The following is a 23,436-nucleotide window of genomic DNA, read 5'->3' as shown; positions in this document are numbered from 1 at the left end:
GAGGGGACCCACGAAGTGGGGAGGGTGGGGGCAAGCACGTCCCCTTACGACACCACGATCCGCGGCGCGGCCCGCGCCGGACCCTGCTCGCCGGCGATCTTCTCCCACACGCGCTTGGCAATCCCGCGGTACACCTTCGCGTGCTCCGACTCGGGCTGGGACACCACGATGGGCTGGCCCTGGTCGGAGGTCTCACGGATGTCGAGGTGCAGCGGGACCTCGCCGAGGAACTCCATGCCCAGGTCGGACGCCTCCTTGCGGGCGCCGCCGTGGCTGAAGATGTCCGTGCGGTGGCCGCAGTTGGGGCAGCAGAAGTAGCTCATGTTCTCGATGATGCCGAGGACGGGCACGTCCACGCGGCGGAACATGTTCAGCCCCTTGCGGGCGTCGAGCAGAGCGATGTCCTGCGGGGTCGAGACGATGATCGCCCCGGCCAGCGGCACCTGTTGCGCCATGGTGAGCTGGGCGTCGCCGGTGCCCGGCGGCATGTCCACCACCAGAACGTCGAGCGTGCCCCAGTTCACGTCGCGCAGCATCTGCTGGAGCGCGCTCATCACCATCGGGCCGCGCCAGATCATCGGCGTGTCCTCGGCCACCAGGAAGCCCATCGACATCACCTTGATGCCGTAGTTTTCCATCGGCTCCAGGATCTTGCCGTCGCGGCTGGTCGGTCGGCCGGAGATGCCCAGCATGCGCGGCATGGACGGGCCGTAGATGTCGGCGTCCAGAAGCCCGACCTTCAACCCGTTCGCCGCCATGGCGAGGGCGAGGTTGCTGGCCGTGGTGGACTTGCCGACTCCGCCCTTGCCCGACGCGACGGCGACGATGGCCTTCACGCCCGGCACCAGCGGCTTCTGCTCCGACGGCTGCCCATGGGAATGGCCGCCGTGGGAATGGCCATGGCCGCCATGGGAGTGCCCATGATCGTGCCCGTGGCCCTGCTGCGGGGCGGCACCCTGGCCGGCGGGGCGGTGCGCCGTCAGGACCGCGGTGACCGACAGAACGCCCGGCAGGGCCTCCACCGCTTTCTCGGCGGCGTGGCGCACCGGCTCGGCCTGGGCGCCGCGCTTGGGGTCCACTTCGATCGAAAAGGCGACGTGCCCGTCACGCACGACAAGGCCGGAAAGCATGCCGAGGCTGACGACGTCCTTGCCCCGTTCCGGATCGACAACCGTCCTCAGAGCTTCAAGGACTTGAGCTTCGCTGACCTGCGCCATGGTTGAAAACTCCGCTTCCTTCCCGATATTGGCGGATATCCGTCGGTGAAATCCTTCCCCGAATGGGATGGGCACTATAGGGCCGGCGGACAATAATGGTAAAGGGATCGGACGGTCTGGAAACGATTTGTTTTCCGGAATTTCCGTCCCAAGAATTGAGAGAGCGCGAAGGGGAACGAACGGAATGCCGTGGAGCAATCAGGGAGGGGGCGGCGGTGGCGGCCCCTGGGGTCCTCCGCCGGGTGGTGGCGGTCAGAATCCGTGGGGCCGTCCGCCGGGTGGCGGTGGAGGCGGCGGTGGCGGCGGCGGTGGAGGGCCGCAGCCGCCGGACCTGGAAGATCTGCTGCGCCGCGGCCAGGACCGCCTGAAGCGGGTGATGCCGGGCGGCGTCGGCAGCGGCCGGGGCATCGCGCTCGTCGTCGGCCTGCTGGCCGTGGTCTGGCTGGCCAGCGGCATCTACCGCGTCGAGGCGGACGAGCAGGGCGTCGTGCTGCGCTTCGGCCAGTGGGTGCGCACCGAGCAGCCTGGTCTGCGCTACCATCTGCCGTCGCCCATCGAAACGGTGCTGATGCCCAAGGTGACGCGCGTCAACCGCATCGAGGTCGGCTACCGCTCGGCCGGCGACGGGCGTCGCGGCGACCGTGACGTTCCCGACGAGTCGCTGATGCTGACCGGCGACGAGAACATCATCGACATCGACTTCACCGTCTTCTGGGTCATCAAGGACGCGGGCGAGTATCTGTTCAAGATCCGCGACCCCGAGGCCACCGTGAAGAAGGCGGCGGAAAGCGCGATGCGCGAGGTCATCGGCCGCACCGACCTGCAGCCGGCCCTGACCGAGGCCCGCCAGCAGATCGAAACCTCCACCCGCCAGCTCCTCCAGGCCATGCTGGACGACTATGAGGGCGGCATCGAGGTGACGCAGGTGCAGCTGCAGAAGGCCGACCCGCCGTCGCCCGTCATCGACGCCTTCAACGACGTGCAGCGCGCCCGCGCCGACCGCGAGCGCGCCCGCAACGAGGCCGAGGCTTACCGGAACGATGTTATCCCGCGCGCCCGAGGCGACGCGGAACGGCTGATCCAGGAAGCGTCCGCCTACCGCGAGCAGGTCGTGAACCTGGCCCAGGGTGACGCCGACCGCTTCCGCAAGGTGTTCGACGCCTACTCGACCGCCAAGGACGTGACCGCCAAGCGCATGTATCTGGAGACCATGGAAGAGATCCTGAGCGGCGCCAACAAGGTCATCATCGACGGCAACGCGCAGGGTGCCCAGGGCGTGGTTCCCTACCTGCCGCTCAACCAGCTTCAGCCTGCTCCGGCGCGGCCCGCCGGCCAGCAGCCGGCCCGTTGAGGAGGGATGCCATGAACCGCACTTTGTTGGTCGCCGGCATCGGCATCCTCGCCGCGGGCGTGCTCGCCTCGGCCTCGCTGTTCACGGTGAACGAGGCGCAGCAGGCGCTCGTCCTCCAGTTCGGCGAGCCGATGCGCGTCATCCGCGAACCCGGCCTGAAGGCCAAGGTTCCCTTCATCCAGGAAGTCCGCATCCTCGACCGCCGCGTGCTCGACCTCGACCCGCCGGTGGAGCAGGTCATCCTGGCCGACCAGAAGCGCCTGGACGTGGACGCCTTCGCGCGCTACCGCATCCTGGACCCGCTGCGCTTCTACCAGACCGCCGGCAACGAGGCGGTGGCCGAGACGCGGATGAACGCCATCGTGAACTCGGCGCTCCGCCGCGTTCTCGGCAGCGTGACGCTGCTCGCCATCCTGTCGGACGAGCGTCCGCGCGTGATGAACGACATCCGCGGGCAGGTGAACGACGAGGCGAAGCGCTTCGGCATCGAGATCGTCGATGTCCGCATCCGCCGCGCCGACCTGCCGGAGGAAACCAGCCAATCGATCTTCGCCCGCATGCGGTCGGAGCGTGAGCGCGAAGCCGCCGAGGCCCGCGCCCAGGGTCAGGAGCAGTCGCAGCAGATCCGCTCCCGCGCGGACCGCGAGCGCACCGTCATCCTGGCCGAGGCGCAGCGCGATTCGCAGATCCTGCGCGGTGAAGGCGACAACCAAGCGTTGAAGATGATCGCCGAGGCGACGTCGCAGGACCCGCAGTTCTACAGCTTCTACCGGACGCTCGAAGCCTACCGGAAGTCGCTGAACAAGGACGACACCACCATGGTGCTGTCCCCGACCGGCGAGTTCTTCCGCTACTTCGGCGACATCACCGGTGGCGGCAACGGCCAGCCGGCGCCGGCCTCGGGCAGCGGTGCCGTGCCGCAGCGGGCCCCGGCCCCGGCGACCGCCCAGCAGCAGTAAGACGTCGCGCTCGTCTCCCCCTCCCCCGTCCCGGGGGAGGGGGTGGGGTGGGGGCTCCCGTTCTCCCACCCCGATTTTGTCTTCCCGCCCAGACTTCCTTCTCGGAAATGCCGCCCGACCGATGACGGATTTTCTCACCGCGCTGGCCCTGGTCCTGGTGATCGAGGGCGTGCTCTACGCGCTGTTCCCGTCCGCGATGCGGCGTCTGATCGTCGAAGCGCTGACGATGCCGGAGAACCGGCTGCGCACCGTCGGGCTGGTGACGGCGATGGCCGGCGTCGGATTCGTCTGGCTTCTGCGCGGCGCCTGACACCCTTTTGCCGCGCGCGCGTCGCTGGACCGCGCCGCCATTTTCCGGCCATACTCCGACTTCTATACTCGCGCGTCCTCCGTGGCGGATGGGACCCGTGCGCCTTTGCTTGAAGCGGTGACGCGCGGGGATTACATCCGGCACACGGATCGGTGAAGCGCCCCCTCGGACCGCGATTCGCATGAAACCGCGGGCCGATTGGAACAGATGGCCGATTGGAACAAGAAGGTGCCGGATGTCCGGCAGGGAGAGCTGAGTTGAACCCGAACCACCCCATCCACCGCGCCGAATCCGGCCGCCGGCTGCGCGTCGTGCCGCTGATCGCCGCTCTCCTGTTGGGGCTGTCCGCCGCCGTCGGCACCCCCGCCATGGCCCAGTCGCGCCCGGCGCCGACCAGCTTCGCCGACCTGTCGGAAAAGCTGCTGCCCGCCGTGGTCAACATCTCCACCAGCCAGGCGGTGCCGCAGCGCCAGCAGGGCGCCCGTCCTGAGATGCCGCAGTTCCCGCCGGGCTCGCCGTTCGAGGAATTCTTCCGCGACTTCTTCGACCGTCAGCAGCAGGACCAGCCGCAGCAGCCGCGCAAGTCGACCTCGCTCGGCTCCGGCTTCATCATCGACGCCAAGAACGGCTACGTGGTCACCAACAACCACGTCATCCAGGACGCCGACGAGATCACCGTCATTCTGCAGGACGACACCAACATCAAGGCGGAGCTGATCGGCAAGGACCCGAAGACCGACGTCGCCCTGCTGAAGATCACCACCAGCCACCCGCTGGTCGCCGTGCCCTTCGGCGATTCGGACGCCATGCGCGTGGGCGACTGGGTGCTGGCCATCGGCAACCCGTTCGGCCTGGGCGGTTCGGTCACCGCCGGCATCATCTCGGCGCGCCAGCGCGACATCAACGCCGGCCCCTACGACGACTTCCTGCAGACCGACGCCTCGATCAACCGCGGCAACTCCGGCGGCCCGATGTTCAACCTGAACGGCGAGGTCATCGGCATCAACACGGCGATCTTTTCGCCGTCGGGCGGCTCGGTCGGCATCGGCTTCGCCATCCCGTCCAACCTCGCCAAGCAGGTGGTCGCGCAGCTCCGCGAGTACGGCAAGACCCGCCGCGGCTGGCTGGGCGTGCGCATCCAGGGCGTGACCCCGGAGATCGCCGAGAGCCTGGGCCTGCAGGGCCACAAGGGCGCACTGGTCGCCTCTATCACCCCGAACGGCCCGGCGGCCAAGGCCGGCATCCAGGCGGGCGACGTGGTGACCAAGTTCGACGGCAAGGAAATCAACGAGATGCGCCGCCTGCCGCGCGTCGTCGCCGAAACGCCGATCGACAAGGCCGTCCCGATCGAGGTGTGGCGCAAGGGCAAGTCGCAGCAGCTCCAGGTGAAGGTGGGCGAGCTTGAGGCCGCCGAGGAATCGGGTCTTCTCGCCGCCAATCCGGAGGAGCAGCGCCGCCAGCCGCAGCAGGCCCCGGCCCAGAAGCCGACCGAGACGCTGGGCCTGAAGCTGACCAACATCACGCCGGAGCTGCGCCAGCAGTTCGAGATCAAGCCCGAGCTGAAGGGCGTCGTGGTGACCGAGGTGGCCGGCAACTCCACCGCGTCGGAGAAGGGCATCCGCGCCGGCGACGTCATCATCGAGGTCGGCCAGGAGGAGGTCCGCAAGCCGGAGGACGTGACGTCCAAGATCCAGAAGGCCAAGGAGCAGGGCAAGAAGTCCATCCTGCTGCTGGTGGACCGTCACGGCGACCTGCGCTTCGTCGCCATCCCGCTCAGCCAGGGCTGATCCGGGGGGCTGTCCCCAAACGAAAAGGGCACCGGCGGGAGACCGCCGGTGCCCTTTCGCTTTGTGAGGTGCGTTGGTGGGTGGTCAGCCCTCCACGAACTCCCCGATCCTGTAGCCCTGGGCGAACAGCAGGGCGGTGAGGTCGCCATGGTCCACGCGGGCGCGGGCCTGGGCGGCCACCGTCGGTTTGGCGTGGAAGGCGACGCCCAGCCCGGCGGCCAGCAGCATCGGCAGGTCGTTGGCGCCGTCACCGACGGCCATCGTCTCGACGGTCGGGACGTGGCGCTCCCCGGCGTAGGCGAGCAGGGCCTCCAGCTTGCTGTCCTTGTCGAGGATCGGCTCGACCACCGCGCCGGTCATGACGCCGTCCACCACCTCCAGCACGTTGCCGCGGTCGTCGTCGAAGCCGACCCACTGGCGCACCCGCTCCGTGAAGCAGCGGAAGCCGCCGGAGACCAGCACGCAGGTCGCCCCGTTGGCGCGCATGGTGGAGACCAGCGTCCTGGCGCCGGGCATCAGGGTGGCGCGCTGCCACACCTCGTCGACGACGCTCTCGTTCAGGCCCTTGAGCAGGGCGACCCGCTCGCGCACCGCGCCCTTGAAGTCGATCTCGCCGTTCATGGCGCGGGCGGTGATCGCGGCGATGTGGTCCTTCAGCCCGACGTAATCGCCCAACTCGTCCAGCATCTCCTGCTCGATGATCGTCGATTCCATGTCGGCGACCAGCAGGCGCTTCTTCCGGCTGCCCGGCTTCTGGGCGATGACGTCCACGGCAAGGCCGCCCAACGCAAGATTGGCCAGCGCGTGGCGCACGGCGGCTTCGGCCTGCTCGGGCACCAGCCCTTCCTCGGCGATGTCGCAGGCGCGGTCCGGCGCCAGCCAGTCCGGCTTGGCGGTGTCGGCCCCCAGCGCGGTCAGGGACGCGCGGGCGGCCTGCACGGCCTGCTCGTCGAGAACGGCGGAGGCGGCGGCGATCAGCGTAACGACAGCGCTCATGGCGGGCGATCCTGGAAGAGCCGTGGGGGAAAGGGCGCGCGCGCTCCCTAGCACAGCCGGGAGTTTGCGCCAACCCACTCCGCCAAGCGTCGTAGACATTCCGCGCCGGGGACCCGGAAGCCTCCCGCCGCGTTTCGGCTCAAATCGCCGGAGGGCTCGTCCATGATCCAGCGGCCTGCCACCCTTCTTACCCCGCCCATTCTCGCACTCACCTTGTTCCTCCTGACCGGATGCGGCGCCGGGACCGATCTGGCGCAGCGCCCGCCGCCCGGCTATGTCGGCGACGTGGCGGCGCGCGTCTCGGCGGTGGATTGGGCGCAGGCCCGCCCCGTGACCGTGCAGTTGGACGAGTTCCGGTTCCAGCCCGACCGCCTGGCCTTCGAGCGGGGAACCCCGTACCGCCTGACGCTGGAGAACCGCGGGACCGTCGCGCACACCTTCACCTCCGAAGGCTTCTTCAAAGCCATCGCGGTACGGCGGGTCACCACCGCGCAAGGCGCCGTCGAGACGCCGGCCCTGGTGAATCTGGAAATCCCCGCCGGCCAAGCCGACGTGGTGGAGTTCGTTCCGGTCGAGGCCGGAACCTATGACTTGGCCTGCCACGAACCGCTGCACAGCAGCTTTGGCATGACCGGGACGATCACGGTTCGCTGAGGCCCCGCACCGGTCGCCGCACCGGTCGCCCTTGCCAAGCCGAGCCTTCCCCTGCCATACGCTGTAGCCGGAGGAACGTCAGGCAAGGCGACATGGCAGAGGACAGCCCGCGGAACCGGGATGTGCAGCACCGGCATGTGGTGGTGATCGGCGGTCCGACGGCCTCGGGCAAGTCGGGCATGGCGCTCGACATTGCCCTGGCGCGCAACGGCACGGTCATCAACGCCGACAGCATGCAGCTTTACGCCGACTTGGACGTGCTGACCGCCCGTCCGGGGGCGGAGGATCTGGCTCTGGCCCCGCACCGGCTCTACGGCGTGCTGCCGGCGGCGGAGCGCGGGTCCGCCGCGCGCTGGCGCGACATGGCGCTGGCCGAGATCGCCGCCGCTCACGCCGCCGGGCGGCTGCCCATCGTCGTCGGTGGCACCGGCCTCTACCTGCGCACGCTGATGGAGGGCTTGAGCGCCGTCCCCGCCGTCCCCGACGAGGTCCGCAAGGCCGCCCACGCCCGGCTCCAGGAGCTGGGGGGCGAGGCGTTCCGCGCGGAGCTGGTGGGCCGTGACCCGGCCTCGGCCAAGCTGAACCCCGGCGACACCACCCGCCTGACCCGCGCCTGGGAAGTGCTGGAGGCCACCGGCCATCCGTTGTCCCACTGGCAGACCCAGCGCGCCGAGGGCGCGCCGGAGGGGCTGCTGTTCTCTGTGCTGGTGATCGATCCGCCGCGCGACGCGCTCTACGCCAACTGCGACCGCCGCTTCCGGGTGATGATGGGGCAGGGGGCGCTGGAGGAGGTGCGGCGGCTCGACGCGCTCGGCCTCGATCCCGACCTGCCGGCGATGAAGGCGCTGGGCGTGCCGGAACTGCGCAACCATCTGCGCGGTGCGCTGACCCTCGACGAAGCCATTGCGCTGGCTCAGCAATCGACGCGCCGCTATGCGAAGCGGCAGGTCACATGGTTCCGCCACCAGCTCGCGGCGCGGCCTCCGGCCTCCGCGCTGCATGGCTGCCATACGATCAATTCGCTCTACACAAGACCACTTAGTGAAGCAATACTGACCTATCTTGAAACGACGTTGCGTCGTTGACCCTCAGGAGGATTGAAAGTGACGGTCGATTGGGGAAACGTGTTTGCCGGTCGCGTCGCCGGTATGGGAGCTTCGGAAATCCGGGAGCTGCTGAAGCTGCTCGAACGGCCGGAAATCATCTCCTTCGCCGGGGGCATCCCGGACCCCGATTTCTTCCCGACCGCGGCCATTGCCCGCGCCTATGAGAAGATCTTCCAGTCCAACAGCGGGGCCGGCGGCGCGCTTCAATACACCATCAGCGAGGGCTTCACGCCGCTGCGCGAGTGGATCTGCGCCTATCTGGGCCGCCGCGGCATCCAGGCCGGGCTGGACGAGGTGCTGGTGACCAGCGGATCGCAGCAGGCGCTGGAGTTCGTCGGCAAGCTGCTGATCGGGCCGGGCGAGAAGATCCTGGTGACCCGCCCCACCTATCTCGGCGCGCTCCAGGCCTTCTCGCCCTACGAGCCGCAGTATCTTTCCGTTCCCGGCGACGCCGAGGGGCCGGACCTCGCCGCGGTGGAGGCGGCGCTGGAGCAGAAGCCGAAGTTCTTCTACCTCGTCCCCGACTTCCAGAACCCCAACGGCACGACGATCTCGCTGGCCCGCCGCGAGGCGCTGCTCGACCTCTGCGCCAAGCACGGCGTGCCGATCGTCGAGGACGCCGCCTACACCGAGCTGCGCTATGAGGGCGAGCCGATCCCGTCCATGGTCGCGCTGGACGCCGCCCGCAACGGTGGCAAGATCACCAACGTGCTCTTCTGCGGCTCCTTCTCCAAGACGATGGTGCCGGCGCTGCGCGTGGGCTGGATCAACGGCCCGGCCGAGGTCATCAACCGGCTGGTCCTGATGAAGCAGGCCGGCGACCTGCACACCAGCACCATCAACCAGATCGTGCTGCACGACGTGGTGTCGCAGAACTTCGACAGCCACATCCGCCGCCTGCGCGCCGGCTACAAGGAGCGCCGCGACGCCATGCTGACCGCGCTGTCCGAGTTCGCCCCGGCCGGGGTGACCTGGACCAAGCCGGAAGGCGGCATGTTCGTCTGGATCGAGCTGCCGGAGGGCACCGACGGGGTGGACCTGCTGGCCCGTGCCATCAAGGACGCCAACGTCGCCTTCGTCCCCGGCTCGGCCTTCCACGCCGACCGCTCGGGCAAGAACACGTTGCGCCTCAGCTTCTCCAACAACAACCCGGAGCGCATCCGCGAAGGCATCCGCCGCCTCTGCGGCCTGCTTCAGACCGTCGCGGCTTAACTCCGCCAGCCCCCGCGCAACGGCCTGCCTCCGCACCCGCGGGGCAGGCCGTTCGCGTGTGCGGGCGGCTTTGCGGGGAGGGCGGTCTTTCCAGCTTGCGAAATATTTGGAAAAACTGCGGCAAAAAATCTTTTCGATCATTCGCAAAATGGGTTGACCAAAGACGGACGGATTGTCTAGTTTGCCGGTCCCGGCCTTCGCCTTTGGGGATAACCCCTTGTTTTCCCAGCAGGCCATCGCCGGGGTTTGAGAAGGAACAGGGCCGCCCGTGAAAAGAGGGGCCCCCATTGGAAGGTCGTGAGCTATGCCCGAACAGAAGCTGACCGGCGCGCAGATCGTCATCAAGGCCCTGAAGGATCAGGGCGTAGACATCATCTTCGGTTATCCGGGCGGCGCGGTACTTCCGATTTACGACGCCATCTTCCAGCAGAACGACATCAAGCACATCCTCGTCCGGCACGAGCAGGCCGCCGTGCACGCCGCGGAAGGCTACGCCCGCTCCACCGGCAAGGTGGGCTGCGTGCTGGTGACCTCCGGCCCCGGCGCCACCAACGCCGTGACGGGCCTGCTCGACGCGCTGTGCGACAGCATTCCGCTGGTCTGCCTGTCGGGGCAGGTGCCGACCCACCTGATCGGCAACGACGCCTTTCAGGAGGCTGACACCACCGGCATCACGCGCCCCTGCACCAAGCACAATTATCTGGTGAAGGACGTCAACCAGCTGGCCCGCACCATGCACGAGGCCTTCTACGTGGCGCGCAGCGGCCGTCCCGGCCCGGTGCTGGTCGACATCCCGAAGGACGTGCAGTTCGCCGACGGCACCTACATCCCGCCGACCGAGGTCAAGCACAAGACCTACCGCCCGCAGGTGAAGCCCGAGATCGCCCGGGTGGAGGAGGCCATCGAGCTGATCGCCACCGCCAAGCGCCCGATCTTCTACACCGGCGGCGGCGTGGTGAACGCCGGCCCGATCGCGGCGAAGCTGCTGACCCAGTTCGTGAAGATGACCGGCTTCCCGATCACCTCGACCCTGATGGGGCTGGGCGCCTTCCCGGCGTCGGACCCGCAGTGGCTGGGCATGCTGGGCATGCACGGCACGTACGAGGCGAACCTCGCCATGTACAACTGCGACGTGATGATCAACATCGGCGCCCGCTTCGACGACCGCGTGACCGGCAAGCTGTCGGAGTTCGCGCCGGGCTCGAAGAAGATCCACGTCGACATCGACCCCAGCTCGATCAACAAGAACGTCGCGGTGGACATCCCCATCGTCGGTGACGCCGGCGCCGTTCTGGAAGACATGATCCGCATCTGGAAGGCCCGCCAGAAGCGTGCCGACCAGACCGCCCTGAAGGAGTGGTGGGGTCAGGTCGAGGGCTGGCGCGCCCGCAACTGCCTGAACTACAACCGCACCGAGGCGGTCATCAAGCCGCAGTACGCGCTGGAGCGGCTGCGCGAGGCGCTGCGCGGCAAGAACCATTACGTGACGACCGAGGTCGGCCAGCACCAGATGTGGGCCGCCCAGTTCCTGCCCTTCGACGAGCCGAACCGCTGGATGACCTCCGGCGGCCTGGGCACCATGGGCTACGGCCTGCCGGCGGCCATCGGCGCGCAGCTCGCCCACCCCGACGCCATCGTGGTGGACGTGTCGGGCGAGGCGTCCTTCCTGATGAACATGCAGGAGATCGGCACGGCGGTGCAGTACCGCGCCCCGGTCAAGATCTTCATCCTGAACAACAAGTACATGGGCATGGTGCGCCAGTGGCAGGAGCTGCTGCACGGCTCCCGCTACTCCAACAGCTACTCCGAGGCGCTGCCCGACTTCGTGAAGCTGGCGGAAAGCTGGGGCTGCGTCGGCCTGCGCGCGACCACGGTGGCCGAGGTGGACGAGGTCATCGAGAAGATGCTGGCCGTCACCGACCGCCCCTGCATCATCGACATCGCCGTGGACCCGAAGGAGAACTGCTTCCCGATGATCCCCGGCGGCAAGGCCCACAACGAAATCCTGTTCGGTCCGGAGGACAGCCCGTCCGACGCCACGCCGGAAGACGGCATGGTGCTGGTCTGATCGCGGCGACCAAGACGAACGGTTGAAGGCCCTCTGGCGGAGTACGGATCGTGGAAGAGAAGATCGAGAAGCACACCATCGCCGTGCTGGTGGACAACGAGCCGGGCGTGCTGGCCCGCGTCATCGGCCTGTTTTCGGGCCGCGGCTACAACATTGAAAGCCTGACGGTGGCGGAGGTGAACAACGCCGACCACCTGTCGCGCATCACCCTGGTCACCTCCGGCACCCGCATGGTGGTGGAGCAGATCAAGGCCCAGCTCGACCGCCTCGTGCCGGTGCACAAGGTGCACGACCTGACGGACGAGGGGCCGTCGGTGGAGCGCGAACTGGCGCTGGTCAAGGTGGCCGGCACCGGAGAGCGCCGCATCGAGGCGCTGCGCCTGGCCGACATCTTCAAGGCGAAGGTCGTGGACGCCACCCTGACCTCCTTCGTGTTCGAACTGACCGGCACGACGGCGGAGGTCGATGACTTCGTCGGGCTGATGGCCCAGCTCGGCCTCGTCGAGGCCAGCCGGACCGGCGTCGTCGCCATGTCGAAGGGAGCCACCGGGTTCTGATCCCGGCCCGAAACGGCGGGCTATGACGCCACCCATGACAGGGAGGCGACCCAGCCCGCCGTCCTTTTGCAGGTCTGCCGAACAGTCTTGTGCTTGACGCGGCCCTTTCGCCGGTGGAGTAATTCCGCTGCGCAAAACTCGCACCACCAGATCGAAAAATCCAAGGAAGACCACCATGCGCGTCTATTATGATCGTGATGCCGACGTGAACCTGATCAAGGGGAAGAAGGTCGTCATCGTCGGCTACGGCAGCCAGGGCCACGCCCACGCCAACAACCTGCGTGACAGCGGTGTGAAGGACGTGCGCATCGCCCTCCGCCCGGGTTCGGCCACCATCAAGAAGGCTGAGGCCGCCGGCTTCACGGTCATGGCTCCGGGCGAGGCCGCCGCCTGGGCCGACGTGGTGATGATCCTCACCCCGGACGAGCTGCAGGCTGACCTGTACCGCGACGACCTCGCCAAGAACCTGAAGGAAGGCGCCGCCCTGGCCTTCGCGCACGGCCTGAACGTGCACTTCAACCTGATCGAGCCGCGCGCCGACCTCGACGTGTTCATGATCGCGCCGAAGGGCCCCGGCCACACCGTCCGCGGCGAATACCAGCGCGGCGGCGGCGTGCCCTGCCTCGTGGCCGTGCACCAGAACGCCTCGGGCAACGGGCTGGACATCGCCCTGTCCTACGCCTCGGCCATCGGTGGCGGCCGCGCCGGCATCATCGAGACGACCTTCAAGGAAGAGTGCGAGACCGACCTGTTCGGCGAGCAGGCCGTGCTCTGCGGCGGCCTGACCGAGCTGATCAAGGCCGGCTACGAGACGCTGACCGAGGCCGGCTACGCCCCGGAGATGGCCTATTTCGAGTGCCTGCACGAGGTGAAGCTGATCGTCGACCTCATGTATGAGGGCGGCATGGCCAACATGCGCTACTCGATCTCCAACACCGCCGAGTACGGCGACTACAAGACCGGCCCGCGCATCATCACCCCGGAGACCAAGGCCGAGATGAAGCGCGTTCTGGAGGACATCCAGACCGGCCGCTTCGTCCGCGACTGGATGCTGGAGTGCAAGGCCGGCCAGCCGTCCTTCAAGGCGACCCGCCGCCGCAACGCCGAGCATTCGATCGAGCAGGTCGGCGAGAAGCTGCGCGCCATGATGCCGTGGATCGCCGAGCGCCGTCTGGTCGACAAGTCCAAGAACTGATCGGTTCCTGGACTGGACATGGAAAAGCGCGCCGCGAGGCGCGCTTTTTCGTTTGTGGAGAGTTCCGCAGTGGTTTGCCCCCCTCCCAACCTCCCCCCGCTTCGCAAGGGGAGGAGAAAATTCCCTCCCCTGCGAAGCGGGGGAGGGTCAGGGTGGGGGCAAGCGCCGCAGCACGCTCACACATCCCCCCGCGAGCGGTCCGCCTTCGGACGCTCGTCGAGCAGCGGCCGGCCGGTGTGCACGAAATGCACCACCTCCGCGATGTTGGTCGCGTGGTCGCCGATGCGCTCCAGGCTCTTGGCGATGAACAGCAGGTGCATGTGGGCGGTGAACATCTCCGGCAGGCGGGCCGCCGACTGGTTGATGCTCTCGCACAGGCTGGTGTAGAGCGCGTCCACCTCGTCGTCGGTGCGCCAGACGCGCAGCGCCAGCTCGACGTCCCCGTCCACATAGGCGTCCACCGCCGTGGTCAGGCGTTGGCGCACGAGGCGGCCCAGATTGGGCAGGGTGCTCATCGCCGGGGACTCGGGAAACTCCGCCACGGCGACGGCGCGGCGGGCGGTGTTTGCGGCGTGGTCGCCCACCCGCTCCAGGTTGCCGGCGATCTTCAGGGCGGCGATCACCTCGCGCAGGTCGTCGGCCACCGGCTGGCGAAGCACCAGCATGCGCATGCAGTTCGCCTCGATCTCATGCTCGTAGCTGTCGAGGCGTGCGTCGGACTCGACGATGGCGCGGGCCTGCTCGGGGTTGCGCTGGGTCAGGCAGGTCAGCGCGCCGTCGAGCTGGGTTTCCGCGGCGCCCGCCATCTGCACGATGCTGGCCTTCAGCCGCTTCATGGCGTCTTCGAACGCGGTGACGATGTGCGGGGCGGGGTGCTTCATGGGACTGGCCTTATCGGTGCGGCGGACGGCCGGGAACGTTACCGTTTCGCAGCCCCGCAGGCCAGTGCTCTCGCCACAGGGCGACATGGCGGGCGCGGCATGGGAACGGTTGATTTCGCATGTGCGAAATGGCAAGAGTCCGGCGCTCCTACCCCTTATGACCATTCACGGACGCCGACCGTCATGATCGAACGCCGTTTCGAACAGATCATCTTCGCCAGCCGCTGGCTTCTCGCCCCCTTCTATCTCGGGCTCGTCGTGTCGCTGGTGCTCCTGCTGGCGAAGTTCACCCAGGAGATCTTCCACATCGTCCCGCATGTGCTGGAGATGCAGGAGAAGGACGTGCTGCTGGCCGTGCTGACCCTGATCGACCTGTCGCTGGCCGGCAACCTGCTGCTGATGGTGATCTTTTCGGGATACGAGAACTTCGTGTCGAAGATCGACGTGGCCGACCACAAGGACCGTCCGGACTGGATGGGCAAGGTCGACTTCGGCGGGCTGAAGCTGAAGCTGATCGCCTCCATCGTGGCGATCTCCGGAATCCACCTGCTGAAGAGCTTCATGAACATTGACAACACCAGCAAGGAGAACCTGATGTGGATGGTCATCGTCCACATGACCTTCGTGGTGTCGGGCGTGCTACTGGCCCTGATGGACCGGCTGGAGGGGAGCCATCACGGAGCGCACGGCAAGGCCGCGGCCGCGGCGAAATCCGACCATCATTGAGGCCGCCGGAATGGGGCGGCACCGAGGCGCCGGAGCGGTTTCAAACCCGACACAAAGCCGTTGCGGCGGGTTGGGAATCAGCCTAAGGATACCCCCGCCGCGAGCGGGGCGGTTTGGCCGGACGCCGGAGGTTTCCGCCTCCTGTTGACGGAAAATTAACCCTGACGCGGCAGTGTGGCGGGCACCGGAGGACGGCGTTCCGCCAGCACTTCGGGGACTGGACATTCCGCCGGGACCGGCCTTGCCTCAAGGACCGCCTCCCATCGACCAGAGCGCCGGACCGGCGCCGGCGACCGCCCCACGGGCGCCGGCAACAGGGCTCGGCAAGGCGTGCCGGTTGCACTCTCCGCTTGAGCGCGAAGGGGCATTCGTCTATGGAACCGTTGGCGGGCGTGGCCCTCCGCACCGGAGCGGGCACATCGCCGGCAAGGCCGTCTCAACCGCATTGAAGAGTTAGTCGGGTCCATGCTTTCCAAACTCCTCGGCGTGCTTTCCGCCGACATGGCGATCGATTTGGGGACGGCCAACACCCTGGTCTATGTCAAGGGCCGCGGCATCGTTCTGAACGAACCCTCGGTCGTGGCCATCGCCAACGTCCGCGGCAAGAAGCAGGTGCTGGCCGTCGGCGACGAGGCGAAGATGATGCTGGGCCGCACGCCCGGCAACATCCAGGCCATCCGCCCCCTCCGCGACGGCGTCATCGCCGACTTCGAAGTCGCCGAGGAGATGATCAAGCACTTCATCCGCAAGGTGCACAACCGGCGCAGCTTCGCCAGCCCGCAGGTCATCATCTGCGTGCCGTCGGGCTCCACCGCCGTCGAGCGCCGCGCGATCCAGGAATCGGCGGAGGCCGCCGGCGCCCGCCGCGTCTTCCTGATCGAGGAGCCGATGGCCGCCGCGATCGGCGCCGGGCTTCCGGTGACGGAGCCGACCGGTTCCATGGTCGTGGACATCGGCGGCGGCACCACCGAGGTGGCCGTGCTGTCGCTGGGCGGCATCGTCTATTCCCGCTCGGTCCGCGTGGGCGGCGACAAGATGGACGAGGCCATCATCGGCTACATCCGCCGCACCCACAATCTGCTGGTCGGCGAAGGCTCGGCGGAGCGGATCAAGAAGGAAATCGGCTCGGCCTGCCCGCCGGAAGACGGCGAGGGCCGGATCCTGGAGATCAAGGGCCGCGACCTGATGAACGGCGTGCCCAAGGAACTCATCATTTCCGAGCGGCAGATCGCCGAATCCCTGGCGGAGCCGGTGTCGGCCATCGTCGAGGCGGTGAAGGTCGCGCTGGAGCACACGGCACCGGAACTGGCCGCGGACATCGTGGACAAGGGCATCGTGCTGACCGGCGGCGGCGCCCTGCTGGGCAACCTGGACTTCGTCCTGCGCCACGCCACCGGCCTGCCGGTGTCGATCGCCGACGACCCGCTGTCCTGCGTCGCGCTGGGCACCGGGCGGGCGCTGGAGGAGATGAAGACGCTGCGAAACGTCTTGGTCAGCGCCTACTGATTGGTGTATTGCTCGGTTGGGTTCCCCCGGTGGTTCGTCCATTCGCCGGCGTAGCCGGGGGCGGATCGCGTACCTGGACGGGATGATCCTGTGAAGCCTCGCAATTCCGGTTCCGTCGTGCGCCTTGCCGCCCCGCTGCGGGCGCTCGCCCAGCGCTTCTCCTTCCTGTTGCTGGTGCTCGCCTCCGTCGCCCTGATGATGGTGGGCCGGATCGACGCGCTGTCGGTGGACAGCGCGCGCGCCCGGGTGACCGACGCCTTCGCCCCAATCCTCGACGCGATCTCCCGCCCCGCCGCCACCGCCGCCCATGTCGTGGAGTCGGTGGTCGAGGTGCAGAACGCCTTCGAGGAGAACCAGCGGCTGAAGGCGGAGAACGCGCGGCTGCTGCAGTGGAAGCAGGCGGCGCTGCGGCTGGAGGCGGAGAACATCAGCCTGCGCTCCCTTCTCAAGGCGACGCCGGAGCCGTCCTCCTCCTTCATCACGGCGCGGGTCATTGCCGCTCCCGGCAGCTCCTTCCTGCGCACGCTGGTGGTCACCGCCGGCCGCCGCGATGGGGTGCGCAAGGGGCAGGCGGCCATCGCCGGCAGCGGACTGGTCGGCCGGGTGATCGAGGTCGGGGAATGGTCGGCCCGCGTCCTCCTGCTGACCGACATCAACACCCGCATCCCCGTGGTTCTGGAGCGCTCGCGCCAGCGGGCGGTGATGGCGGGCGACAATTCCGACCAGACACGGCTGCTCTACCTGCCGCCGGAAGCGCCGGTGCAGGTGGGCGAGCGGGTGGTGACCTCCGGTCACGGCGGGCAGTTCCCGCCGGGCCTGCCGGTGGGCGTGGTGTCCTCGGCCGGTGAACGTGGCGTCCGGGTGCAGCCGAACGTCGACCTGTCGCGGGTGGAGCACCTGCAGCTGGTCGAGTTCACCCTGCCGGGAAGCGAGACGGAACCGTCGTCCGAGTCGAAATGACGCTGACCCTGTGGCAGCGGCTGGACAAGACGGGGCGGAATCTCGCTCCGTTCGCGGTGACGGTCATGCTGGCGCTGGCCGGGATGATCCCGGTCCCGCTGCCCGGCTATGCGTCGGTGGCGCCTTTCCTGACCGCCGTCGCCGTCTATTATTGGGCGATCCACCGGCCCGATCTGATGGGGCCGGGCACCGCCTTCCTGATCGGTTTGCTGCAGGACCTGCTGACCGGCGGACCGCTGGGGGTGAACGCTCTGGTGCTGGTGCTCGTCCATTGGGCGGTGTCCAGCCAGCGGCGCGTGCTGGTGTCCAGCACCTTCGCCCTGATGTGGTTCGGCTTCGGTCTGGTCATGATGGGCGTGGCCTGCATCCAGTGGCTGGCCTTTTCGGCGCTTCAGGCAACGGTGCTGCCGTTCCGGCCGGCGCTGTTCCAGGCGCTGCTGACCATGGCCTTCTTCCCGGCGATCGCCTGGATGCTGATCCGCGTCCACCGGGCGTTTCTGCAGGGGTGATCGGCGGGCGTGAGGGCAAGGATGATCTGGCAGGGGATGTGAGCCTTTGACTGCGATGGACCGCGACACCGACCGCTACCGCCTGCTGACCCGCCGCGCCGCCGTGCTGGGCGGGCTGAAGCTCGCCGGTCTGTCCGCTCTGGTCGGGCGGCTCTATTACCTGCAGGTGGTGGAATCCGCGCGCTTCACCATGCTGGCGGAGGAGAACCGCATCAGCCTGCGGCTGGTCGCCCCGTCGCGCGGCACCATCGTCGACCGGTTCGGCGCGCCGCTGGCGGTGAACCAGCAGAACTACCGCGTCGTCGTGGTGTCGGAGCGCACGCGCAACATCCAGGACACGCTCGACAAGATCTCCAAGATCGTCCCGCTGACCGACGGCGACCGCCGCCGCGTGATGCGCGAGCTGCACCGCAAGCGCCGCTTCGTGCCGGTCACCGTGCGCGAGAACCTGACCTGGGAACAGGTCGCCACCATCGAGATGAACACGCCGGACCTGCCCGGCGTCGCCATCGAGGTCGGCGAGATCCGCCATTACCCGGAGGCGGAGGCGACCGCCCACATCCTGGGCTATGTCGGCGCGGTGTCGGAGGCGGAGCTGAACGGCGACCCCGTGCTGTCGCTGCCCGGCTTCCGCATCGGCAAGGCCGGGATGGAGAAGTATCACGAGAAGGCGCTGCGCGGCACGGCGGGCACCAGCCAGCTCGAGGTCAACGCCGTCGGGCGCGTCATCCGCGAGCTGTCGCGCGACGAGGGACAGCCGGGCCGCGAGGTCCAGCTGACCATCGACATCGGGTTGCAGAAATTCGTGCAGCAGCGGCTGGCGCAGGAGGTCAGCGCCTCCTGCGTGGTGATGGACGTGCACACCGGCGGCATCTACGCCCTGTGCTCCCACCCCAGCTACGACCCCAACCAGTTCACCATGGGCATCAGCGCCGAGCTGTGGGAGGAGCTGCTGTCCAACCAGGCGACTCCGCTCAACAACAAGGCGGTGGCCGGGCAATACCCGCCGGGCTCGACCTTCAAGCCGGTGGTGGCCCTGGCGGCGCTGGAGTCCGGCTTGATCAGCCGCAACCACTCGGTGTTCTGCCCGGGCCACATGGACCTCGGCGACCACCGCTTCCATTGCTGGAAGAAGGGCGGGCACGGCACGGTGGACGTGGTGGGGGCGCTGCGCCATTCCTGCGACGTGTGGTTCTACGACGTGTCGCGGCGCATCGGCATCGACCGCATCGCCGAGATGGCCAACCGCTTCGACATGGGGCAGTTGACCGGGCTGGACCTGCCGCACGAGCGGCCGGGCCTGATCCCCTCCATTGACTGGAAGAAGGGCGCCCTGGGCAAGCCCTGGGCGCAGGGCGAGACGCTGATCGCGGCGATCGGGCAGGGCTATGTGCTGTCCACGCCGATGCAGCTCGTCGCCATGACGGCGCGGCTGGCCAACGGCGGCTTCGCGGTGAAGCCCCACCTGACCAAGCAGATCAAGGCGCTGTCGGGCGAGCAGACGAGCTGGCCGCCGATCGGGGTGAAGAAGGAGAACCTCGACCTCGTCCTGCGCGGCCTCTACGAGGTGACCAACGCGCCGAACGGCACCGCCTACAAGTCGCGCATCACCGAACCCGGCTATGAGATGGCCGGCAAGACCGGCTCCGCCCAGGTCCGCCGCATCACCATGGCGGAGCGCAGCACCGGCGTGAAGAAGAACGAGGACCTGCCCTGGCGGGAGCGCGACCACGCGTTGTTCATCTCCTACGCGCCGGTCAGTTCCCCGCGCTACGCCTGCGCGGTGTTCGTTGAGCATGGCGGCGGCGGGTCCACCGCGGCGGCGCCGATCGCGCGCGACATCCTGCTGGAATGCCAGAAGCGCGATCCGGGCCGCGCCGCCGTGGCGGAAAGCGCCCCGCCGCCCCCGCCGCCGGGCGGCACCCGGGGCTAGGGGCTTTGGAGACGCGCGGCCGATCAGGCCGCGCGCACTTCGGACAGGAACTGATCCACCTCGCGCTTCAGGCTCGATGCGCGTTCGGCCAGCTGGTCGGCCGCCTCCTTCACGCTGTGGGTGGCGGCGCTGGTTTCCGACTCCGCCTGCTGGATGCCGGCGACGTTGCTGGACACTTCCGCGGTGCCGTTGGCGGCCTGCTGGGCGTTGCGGCTGATCTCGCCGGTCGCCGCGCTCTGCTGCTCGACGGAGGCGGCCATCTCCGCGGTGGAGCGGTCGATGTCCTCGACCTGGGTGATGATGGCACGCATGGCGTCCACCGTCCGGCCGGAGGCGTTCTTCACCGCGGCGATCTGGTTGCCGATCTGCTCGGTCATCGCGTGGGTCTGGTTGGCGAGATTCTTCACTTCGCTCGCCACCACCGCGAAGCCCTTGCCGGCCTCCCCGGCGCGGGCGGCCTCGATGGTCGCGTTCAGCGCCAGCAGATTGGTCTGGGCGGCGACGGCGTTGATCGAGGCGACGATCTGGTCGACCTGCTCGATGGCGGCGGACAGGGAATCGAGCTGGGTCTGGGCCAGATTGGCCCCCTCCGCCGCGGCCTTGGAGCGGGCCGCGGCGCGGGTCACGCGCTCGGCCAGTTCGTGGATGGAGGCGGACATCTCCTCCGACGCCGAGGCGACGGTCTGCACGTTGGCGCTGGCCTCCTCCGACGCGCCGGCCACGGCGTTGCATTGGGCGCCGACCTCCTCGACCGCGGAGGCGAGCTGCGCCGCGGTGGCCTGAAGCTCCGTCGCAGCGCCGCCGACGTCGTTGACGATGACGCCCACCTGCGATTCGAAGCGGCCAGCCAGCGCGAGCATCGACGCGCGCTTCTCCGCCTGGGACCGGGCCTCCGCCTCCTTGGCCTCGCGCTCCATCGCGCGGCTGTGGAGCAGGTTGCGCTTGAACACGTCGGCGGTGGCCGCGATCGCGCCGACTTCATCCTTGCGGTCGGTGCCGTACACCTCGGTGTCCAGCTTGCCGTCGGCCAGCCCGCGCAGGCAGGCGACGATGGCGGTCACCGGGCGGACGATGCCGAACTGCGACATCAGCCAGCCCAGCAGCAGCCCGACGAGAATGCCGACCACGGCCGCCGCGATGAGCTGGACGGCCCGCCGCTCCGCCAGTTGGGAGGCGTCGTCGGACAGCCGTGCCGCCTTGTCGTCGGTGTAGGCGGTGTATTTGACGCTCAGATCCTGGAGCTTCCGCGCGGCGACGGCGCTGTTCTCGACCGAAGAGAGAATGTCCTGATGGAATCCGACGGCGCCCTTCGCGTTGATCTGACGGGCGACGGCCAGAGTCTGCTCCAATTGGGCCTTGTAGAGCGACAGCGCCGCTTCGAAGTCTGCCAGCAGGCGCTTCTGCTCGGGGTCGGCGGTTTCCTTGACCCTCGTGAGGTTCGTGGACAGCGTTTCGCGGCCCGTCGTGATGGAGGGCAGGACCACCGGCAGATCGGCCGGGTTGGCGGCAAGGCGGTATTCGTCGCGGAGCAGTTCGACCACCAAGCGATTCAGCCGCGCGCCGACCCTCATGTCATCGCCGGAAGCCTTGATCTCGTCGGTGGCGCGGCTCAGCGCGTCCAATCCGGAAACCGACGTCGCCGTGATGCCCGCGCAGATGGCTCCCAGCAAGATGATGATGGACAAGATTTTCGTGGATATCTTGAAGTTGCTTAGAAGCATGGCGGTTCTCTCTTTTTTGACATGGCGGATTGGATGCGCCATGGCAGGTATCGAACGGAGACCCTCGACTGCATACATGGGTGTGTAAGTCTCTTACCTATTTTATATCCAAACATTTATCATCTGAATGTGACATGCGGTTTTGCGCCGCGACATCGTTCAGGAACCGATGGCCCGCCGGCTTGTTTTTCGAAGGATTAAAATCTGGGTGGGCGGAAATGGCTGGCGGACTGACCAATTGGCTGGTCGATGTGATGCACACGATGAATTACGTGGGCATCTTCCTGCTGCTGGTCCTGGCGCGGGTCATCCCGCCGGTTCCCGCGGAATCGGTCATTCCATTGGCCGGCATCGCGGCGGCGCAGGGCGAGTACAATCTGCTCGGCGTCGCCCTGGCCGGTGGGTTGGGCTCGCTGGCCGGGCAACTGGTCTGGTTTCTGCCCAGCCGCCTGATGGGCCGCGACCGGCTGGAAGCCTTTTTAAAACGCTACGGCCACTGGCTGACGATCCACCCCAGGAAGGTCCGACGAAGCACGGAGTGGTTTGGAAAGCATGGCGGGATCGCCGTCTTCCTGACCCAGCCGGTGCCGGGGGTGCGGACGCTGATCTCGATCCCGGCGGGGGCCTGCCGGATGTCGATCCCGCTCTACTGCCTCTATTCCGGGGTCGGGTCGATCCTGTGGACCCTGCTGCTCGCCTGGACCGGCTACATGCTGTCCCGCTGGCCCTTCGCGCACAGTCTGGTGGGCTATTTCACGGTGGGGCTGCTGGTGGTCCTGGTCGGGCTTTACCTGTACCGGCTTATCAGCCATTTCCACGGCATCCGCCGCGCCCAGAAGTCGTCGCGTGGGCCGGACGGCGACCCGCCGGTGGCGGGGGCCCCGCTCAGCCCTTAAGAGATTACCCCATGGCCCAGCCGGCCATGCCGGTGAAGGCCATGCCGAGCGCCCAGAGGCCGAAGGCCGCCAGCGCCACCCCCGTGCAATGGTTCAGCCGGGTCAGTCCGCGGTCGGAGATGCGGTGGCGCACGGCGGCGACGCCCATGGACAGGGTGAACCACCACAGCGAGGCGCCGATGAAGACGCCGGCCACCAGCGTGGTGGCGTCCACCCGACCCAGATTTCCACCCAGACCGAAGCCGGCGAAGATGGCGATGAAGGCCATGATCGTCGCCGGATTGGTCAAGGTCAGCGACAGGCCGGTCATGAAGCCGCCGAGGAAGGACGGCGTGTCGGGCGCGCTGGCGGCCTCGCGCTCCTCGTCCTCCGGCTTCTGGCGGAAGGTGCGGATGGCGACGACGAGCAGGAAGATGCCGCCGACGAGCTGGAAGGCGATCTCGTGCCCCTGAAGAAAGTCCAGGGCGGCGGACACGCCGAAGGCGGCGATGGCGCCGTAGATGGTGTCGGCCACGGCGGCACCGAAGCCGGTGAAGAAGCCCATCAGCGGCCCGTGCTGGAGCGTGCGGCGGATGCAGAGCAGGCCGATGGGACCGACGGGGGCGGCGATGGCGATTCCAAGGACGATGCCCTGCAGCAGCACCACCAGACCATGCACGCCGATCACCTCGTCCAATCTGCGATTCCCTCCTCCGGGCCCCTCCTCCGGGCAATGGCGGGCGTGATAGCGGGCCACCGCCCTTCCGTCAACCGGCGTCGCGGGAGGAGGTCCCATACGGGCTGTGACCTGCGGCGGAATTCCCCACGCCATGTGCCCCCTGTCACGGGGCGGGAGGAGCGGCTATCCTGACCGCCACGACCCGGCAAGCGGGCGCACCGGAACGGGGAAGCG

21 protein-coding genes are annotated in these 23,436 nt (G+C 68.1%); 16 read left to right on the top strand and 5 right to left on the bottom strand.

Annotated features, from left to right (window positions below; translation table 11 throughout):
- Positions 1-44: 44 nt before the first annotated feature.
- Positions 45-1,217, bottom strand: a complete 1,173-nt coding sequence (apbC, locus tag Sp245p_RS10710; RefSeq protein WP_014239985.1) for an iron-sulfur cluster carrier protein ApbC — start codon at positions 1,215-1,217, stop codon at positions 45-47.
- Positions 1,218-1,401: 184 nt separating this feature from the next.
- Here apbC and hflK point away from each other — a divergent pair, with 184 nt between their 5' ends.
- The 4 genes from hflK to Sp245p_RS10690 all read left to right on the top strand — a co-directional run bounded on the left by hflK (position 1,402) and on the right by Sp245p_RS10690 (position 5,624).
- Entirely contained in the window at positions 1,402-2,568 is a 1,167-nt protein-coding gene (gene hflK, locus Sp245p_RS10705; RefSeq protein WP_038528604.1) for an FtsH protease activity modulator HflK, read from the top strand.
- A gap of 11 nt (positions 2,569-2,579) precedes the next feature.
- Entirely contained in the window at positions 2,580-3,527 is a 948-nt protein-coding gene (gene hflC / locus Sp245p_RS10700) for a protease modulator HflC (protein ID WP_014239987.1), read from the top strand.
- Between the two features lie 121 nt (positions 3,528-3,648).
- Positions 3,649-3,837: a DUF2065 domain-containing protein gene (locus Sp245p_RS10695; protein ID WP_014239988.1), complete on the top strand. Its 189-nt coding sequence runs from the start codon at positions 3,649-3,651 to the stop codon at positions 3,835-3,837.
- A gap of 257 nt (positions 3,838-4,094) precedes the next feature.
- Positions 4,095-5,624: a DegQ family serine endoprotease gene (locus Sp245p_RS10690; protein WP_014239989.1), complete on the top strand. Its 1,530-nt coding sequence runs from the start codon at positions 4,095-4,097 to the stop codon at positions 5,622-5,624.
- Between the two features lie 84 nt (positions 5,625-5,708).
- On the opposite strand, the gene serB is transcribed toward Sp245p_RS10690, so the two are convergent.
- Positions 5,709-6,620 carry a phosphoserine phosphatase SerB gene (gene serB, locus Sp245p_RS10685; protein WP_014239990.1) on the bottom strand — a complete coding sequence of 304 codons (912 nt, stop codon included), beginning with the start codon at positions 6,618-6,620 and terminating at the stop codon, positions 5,709-5,711.
- A gap of 162 nt (positions 6,621-6,782) precedes the next feature.
- Between serB and Sp245p_RS10680 the strand changes: the two genes are divergently transcribed.
- The 6 genes from Sp245p_RS10680 (at position 6,783) to ilvC (ending at position 13,412) form a co-directional block, all read left to right on the top strand.
- On the top strand, positions 6,783-7,274 hold the full coding sequence (locus Sp245p_RS10680) for a cupredoxin domain-containing protein (RefSeq protein WP_014239991.1): 492 nt from the start codon (positions 6,783-6,785) through the stop codon (positions 7,272-7,274).
- A gap of 92 nt (positions 7,275-7,366) precedes the next feature.
- On the top strand, positions 7,367-8,359 hold the full coding sequence (gene miaA, locus Sp245p_RS10675) for a tRNA (adenosine(37)-N6)-dimethylallyltransferase MiaA (protein ID WP_014239992.1): 993 nt from the start codon (positions 7,367-7,369) through the stop codon (positions 8,357-8,359).
- An 18-nt stretch (positions 8,360-8,377) separates the two neighbouring features.
- Positions 8,378-9,592 (top strand): aminotransferase-like domain-containing protein, encoded by a 1,215-nt coding sequence (locus Sp245p_RS10670; protein WP_014239993.1) that lies wholly within the window; start codon positions 8,378-8,380, stop codon positions 9,590-9,592.
- A gap of 304 nt (positions 9,593-9,896) precedes the next feature.
- Complete coding sequence (locus tag Sp245p_RS10665) at positions 9,897-11,660, top strand: acetolactate synthase 3 large subunit (protein ID WP_014239994.1); 1,764 nt, start codon at positions 9,897-9,899, stop codon at positions 11,658-11,660.
- Between the two features lie 50 nt (positions 11,661-11,710).
- Positions 11,711-12,217, top strand: coding sequence for an acetolactate synthase small subunit (ilvN, locus tag Sp245p_RS10660; protein WP_014239995.1), 507 nt, complete (start codon positions 11,711-11,713; stop codon positions 12,215-12,217).
- Between the two features lie 175 nt (positions 12,218-12,392).
- Complete coding sequence (gene ilvC / locus Sp245p_RS10655; RefSeq protein WP_014239996.1) at positions 12,393-13,412, top strand: ketol-acid reductoisomerase; 1,020 nt, start codon at positions 12,393-12,395, stop codon at positions 13,410-13,412.
- Positions 13,413-13,588: 176 nt separating this feature from the next.
- Here ilvC and phoU read toward each other — a convergent pair whose 3' ends face one another.
- Positions 13,589-14,293, bottom strand: a complete 705-nt coding sequence (phoU, locus tag Sp245p_RS10650; protein WP_014239997.1) for a phosphate signaling complex protein PhoU — start codon at positions 14,291-14,293, stop codon at positions 13,589-13,591.
- 183 nt (positions 14,294-14,476) lie between these two features.
- Here phoU and Sp245p_RS10645 point away from each other — a divergent pair, with 183 nt between their 5' ends.
- The 5 genes from Sp245p_RS10645 to mrdA all read left to right on the top strand — a co-directional run bounded on the left by Sp245p_RS10645 (position 14,477) and on the right by mrdA (position 19,927).
- Positions 14,477-15,019, top strand: coding sequence for a TIGR00645 family protein (locus Sp245p_RS10645; protein WP_014239998.1), 543 nt, complete (start codon positions 14,477-14,479; stop codon positions 15,017-15,019).
- Positions 15,020-15,484: 465 nt separating this feature from the next.
- Complete coding sequence (locus tag Sp245p_RS10640; protein ID WP_014240000.1) at positions 15,485-16,525, top strand: rod shape-determining protein; 1,041 nt, start codon at positions 15,485-15,487, stop codon at positions 16,523-16,525.
- 90 nt (positions 16,526-16,615) lie between these two features.
- Positions 16,616-17,485 carry a rod shape-determining protein MreC gene (gene mreC, locus Sp245p_RS10635; protein ID WP_014240001.1) on the top strand — a complete coding sequence of 290 codons (870 nt, stop codon included), beginning with the start codon at positions 16,616-16,618 and terminating at the stop codon, positions 17,483-17,485.
- Entirely contained in the window at positions 17,482-17,994 is a 513-nt protein-coding gene (gene mreD, locus Sp245p_RS10630) for a rod shape-determining protein MreD (RefSeq protein ID WP_014240002.1), read from the top strand. Before mreC ends, mreD begins: the two co-directional genes overlap by 4 nt.
- 55 nt (positions 17,995-18,049) lie before the next feature.
- Entirely contained in the window at positions 18,050-19,927 is a 1,878-nt protein-coding gene (mrdA, locus tag Sp245p_RS10625) for a penicillin-binding protein 2 (RefSeq protein ID WP_014240003.1), read from the top strand.
- A gap of 23 nt (positions 19,928-19,950) precedes the next feature.
- On the opposite strand, the gene Sp245p_RS10620 is transcribed toward mrdA, so the two are convergent.
- Entirely contained in the window at positions 19,951-21,612 is a 1,662-nt protein-coding gene (locus Sp245p_RS10620) for a methyl-accepting chemotaxis protein (protein WP_158310392.1), read from the bottom strand.
- A 254-nt stretch (positions 21,613-21,866) separates the two neighbouring features.
- On the opposite strand from Sp245p_RS10620, the gene Sp245p_RS10615 reads away from it, so the two are divergent.
- A complete protein-coding gene (locus Sp245p_RS10615; RefSeq protein WP_014240006.1) occupies positions 21,867-22,544 on the top strand; it encodes a DedA family protein in 678 nt (225 codons plus the stop codon).
- Between the two features lie 4 nt (positions 22,545-22,548).
- On the opposite strand, the gene Sp245p_RS10610 is transcribed toward Sp245p_RS10615, so the two are convergent.
- Entirely contained in the window at positions 22,549-23,211 is a 663-nt protein-coding gene (locus tag Sp245p_RS10610; protein ID WP_244439389.1) for a LysE family translocator, read from the bottom strand.
- Positions 23,212-23,436: the final 225 nt, after the last annotated feature.

It is taken from the genome of Azospirillum baldaniorum (assembly GCF_003119195.2).
GTDB classification, from domain to species: domain Bacteria; phylum Pseudomonadota; class Alphaproteobacteria; order Azospirillales; family Azospirillaceae; genus Azospirillum; species Azospirillum baldaniorum.
This window is presented reverse-complemented; position numbering and strand designations above follow the sequence as displayed.

What these genes read in the sequence shown, in the direction of transcription:
- apbC (WP_014239985.1), bottom strand. Translation starts at nt 1,217, where the DNA reads ATGGCGCAGGTCAGCGAAGCTCAAGTCCTTGAAGCTCTGAGGACGGTT.
- mrdA (WP_014240003.1), top strand. Translation starts at nt 18,050, where the DNA reads ATGGACCGCGACACCGACCGCTACCGCCTGCTGACCCGCCGCGCCGCC.
- miaA (WP_014239992.1), top strand. Translation starts at nt 7,367, where the DNA reads ATGGCAGAGGACAGCCCGCGGAACCGGGATGTGCAGCACCGGCATGTG.
- Sp245p_RS10695 (WP_014239988.1), top strand. Translation starts at nt 3,649, where the DNA reads ATGACGGATTTTCTCACCGCGCTGGCCCTGGTCCTGGTGATCGAGGGC.
- phoU (WP_014239997.1), bottom strand. Translation starts at nt 14,293, where the DNA reads ATGAAGCACCCCGCCCCGCACATCGTCACCGCGTTCGAAGACGCCATG.
- hflC (WP_014239987.1), top strand. Translation starts at nt 2,580, where the DNA reads ATGAACCGCACTTTGTTGGTCGCCGGCATCGGCATCCTCGCCGCGGGC.
- mreD (WP_014240002.1), top strand. Translation starts at nt 17,482, where the DNA reads ATGACGCTGACCCTGTGGCAGCGGCTGGACAAGACGGGGCGGAATCTC.
- ilvC (WP_014239996.1), top strand. Translation starts at nt 12,393, where the DNA reads ATGCGCGTCTATTATGATCGTGATGCCGACGTGAACCTGATCAAGGGG.
- Sp245p_RS10615 (WP_014240006.1), top strand. Translation starts at nt 21,867, where the DNA reads ATGGCTGGCGGACTGACCAATTGGCTGGTCGATGTGATGCACACGATG.
- hflK (WP_038528604.1), top strand. Translation starts at nt 1,402, where the DNA reads ATGCCGTGGAGCAATCAGGGAGGGGGCGGCGGTGGCGGCCCCTGGGGT.
- Sp245p_RS10640 (WP_014240000.1), top strand. Translation starts at nt 15,485, where the DNA reads ATGCTTTCCAAACTCCTCGGCGTGCTTTCCGCCGACATGGCGATCGAT.
- Sp245p_RS10665 (WP_014239994.1), top strand. Translation starts at nt 9,897, where the DNA reads ATGCCCGAACAGAAGCTGACCGGCGCGCAGATCGTCATCAAGGCCCTG.
- serB (WP_014239990.1), bottom strand. Translation starts at nt 6,620, where the DNA reads ATGAGCGCTGTCGTTACGCTGATCGCCGCCGCCTCCGCCGTTCTCGAC.
- Sp245p_RS10680 (WP_014239991.1), top strand. Translation starts at nt 6,783, where the DNA reads ATGATCCAGCGGCCTGCCACCCTTCTTACCCCGCCCATTCTCGCACTC.
- Sp245p_RS10645 (WP_014239998.1), top strand. Translation starts at nt 14,477, where the DNA reads ATGATCGAACGCCGTTTCGAACAGATCATCTTCGCCAGCCGCTGGCTT.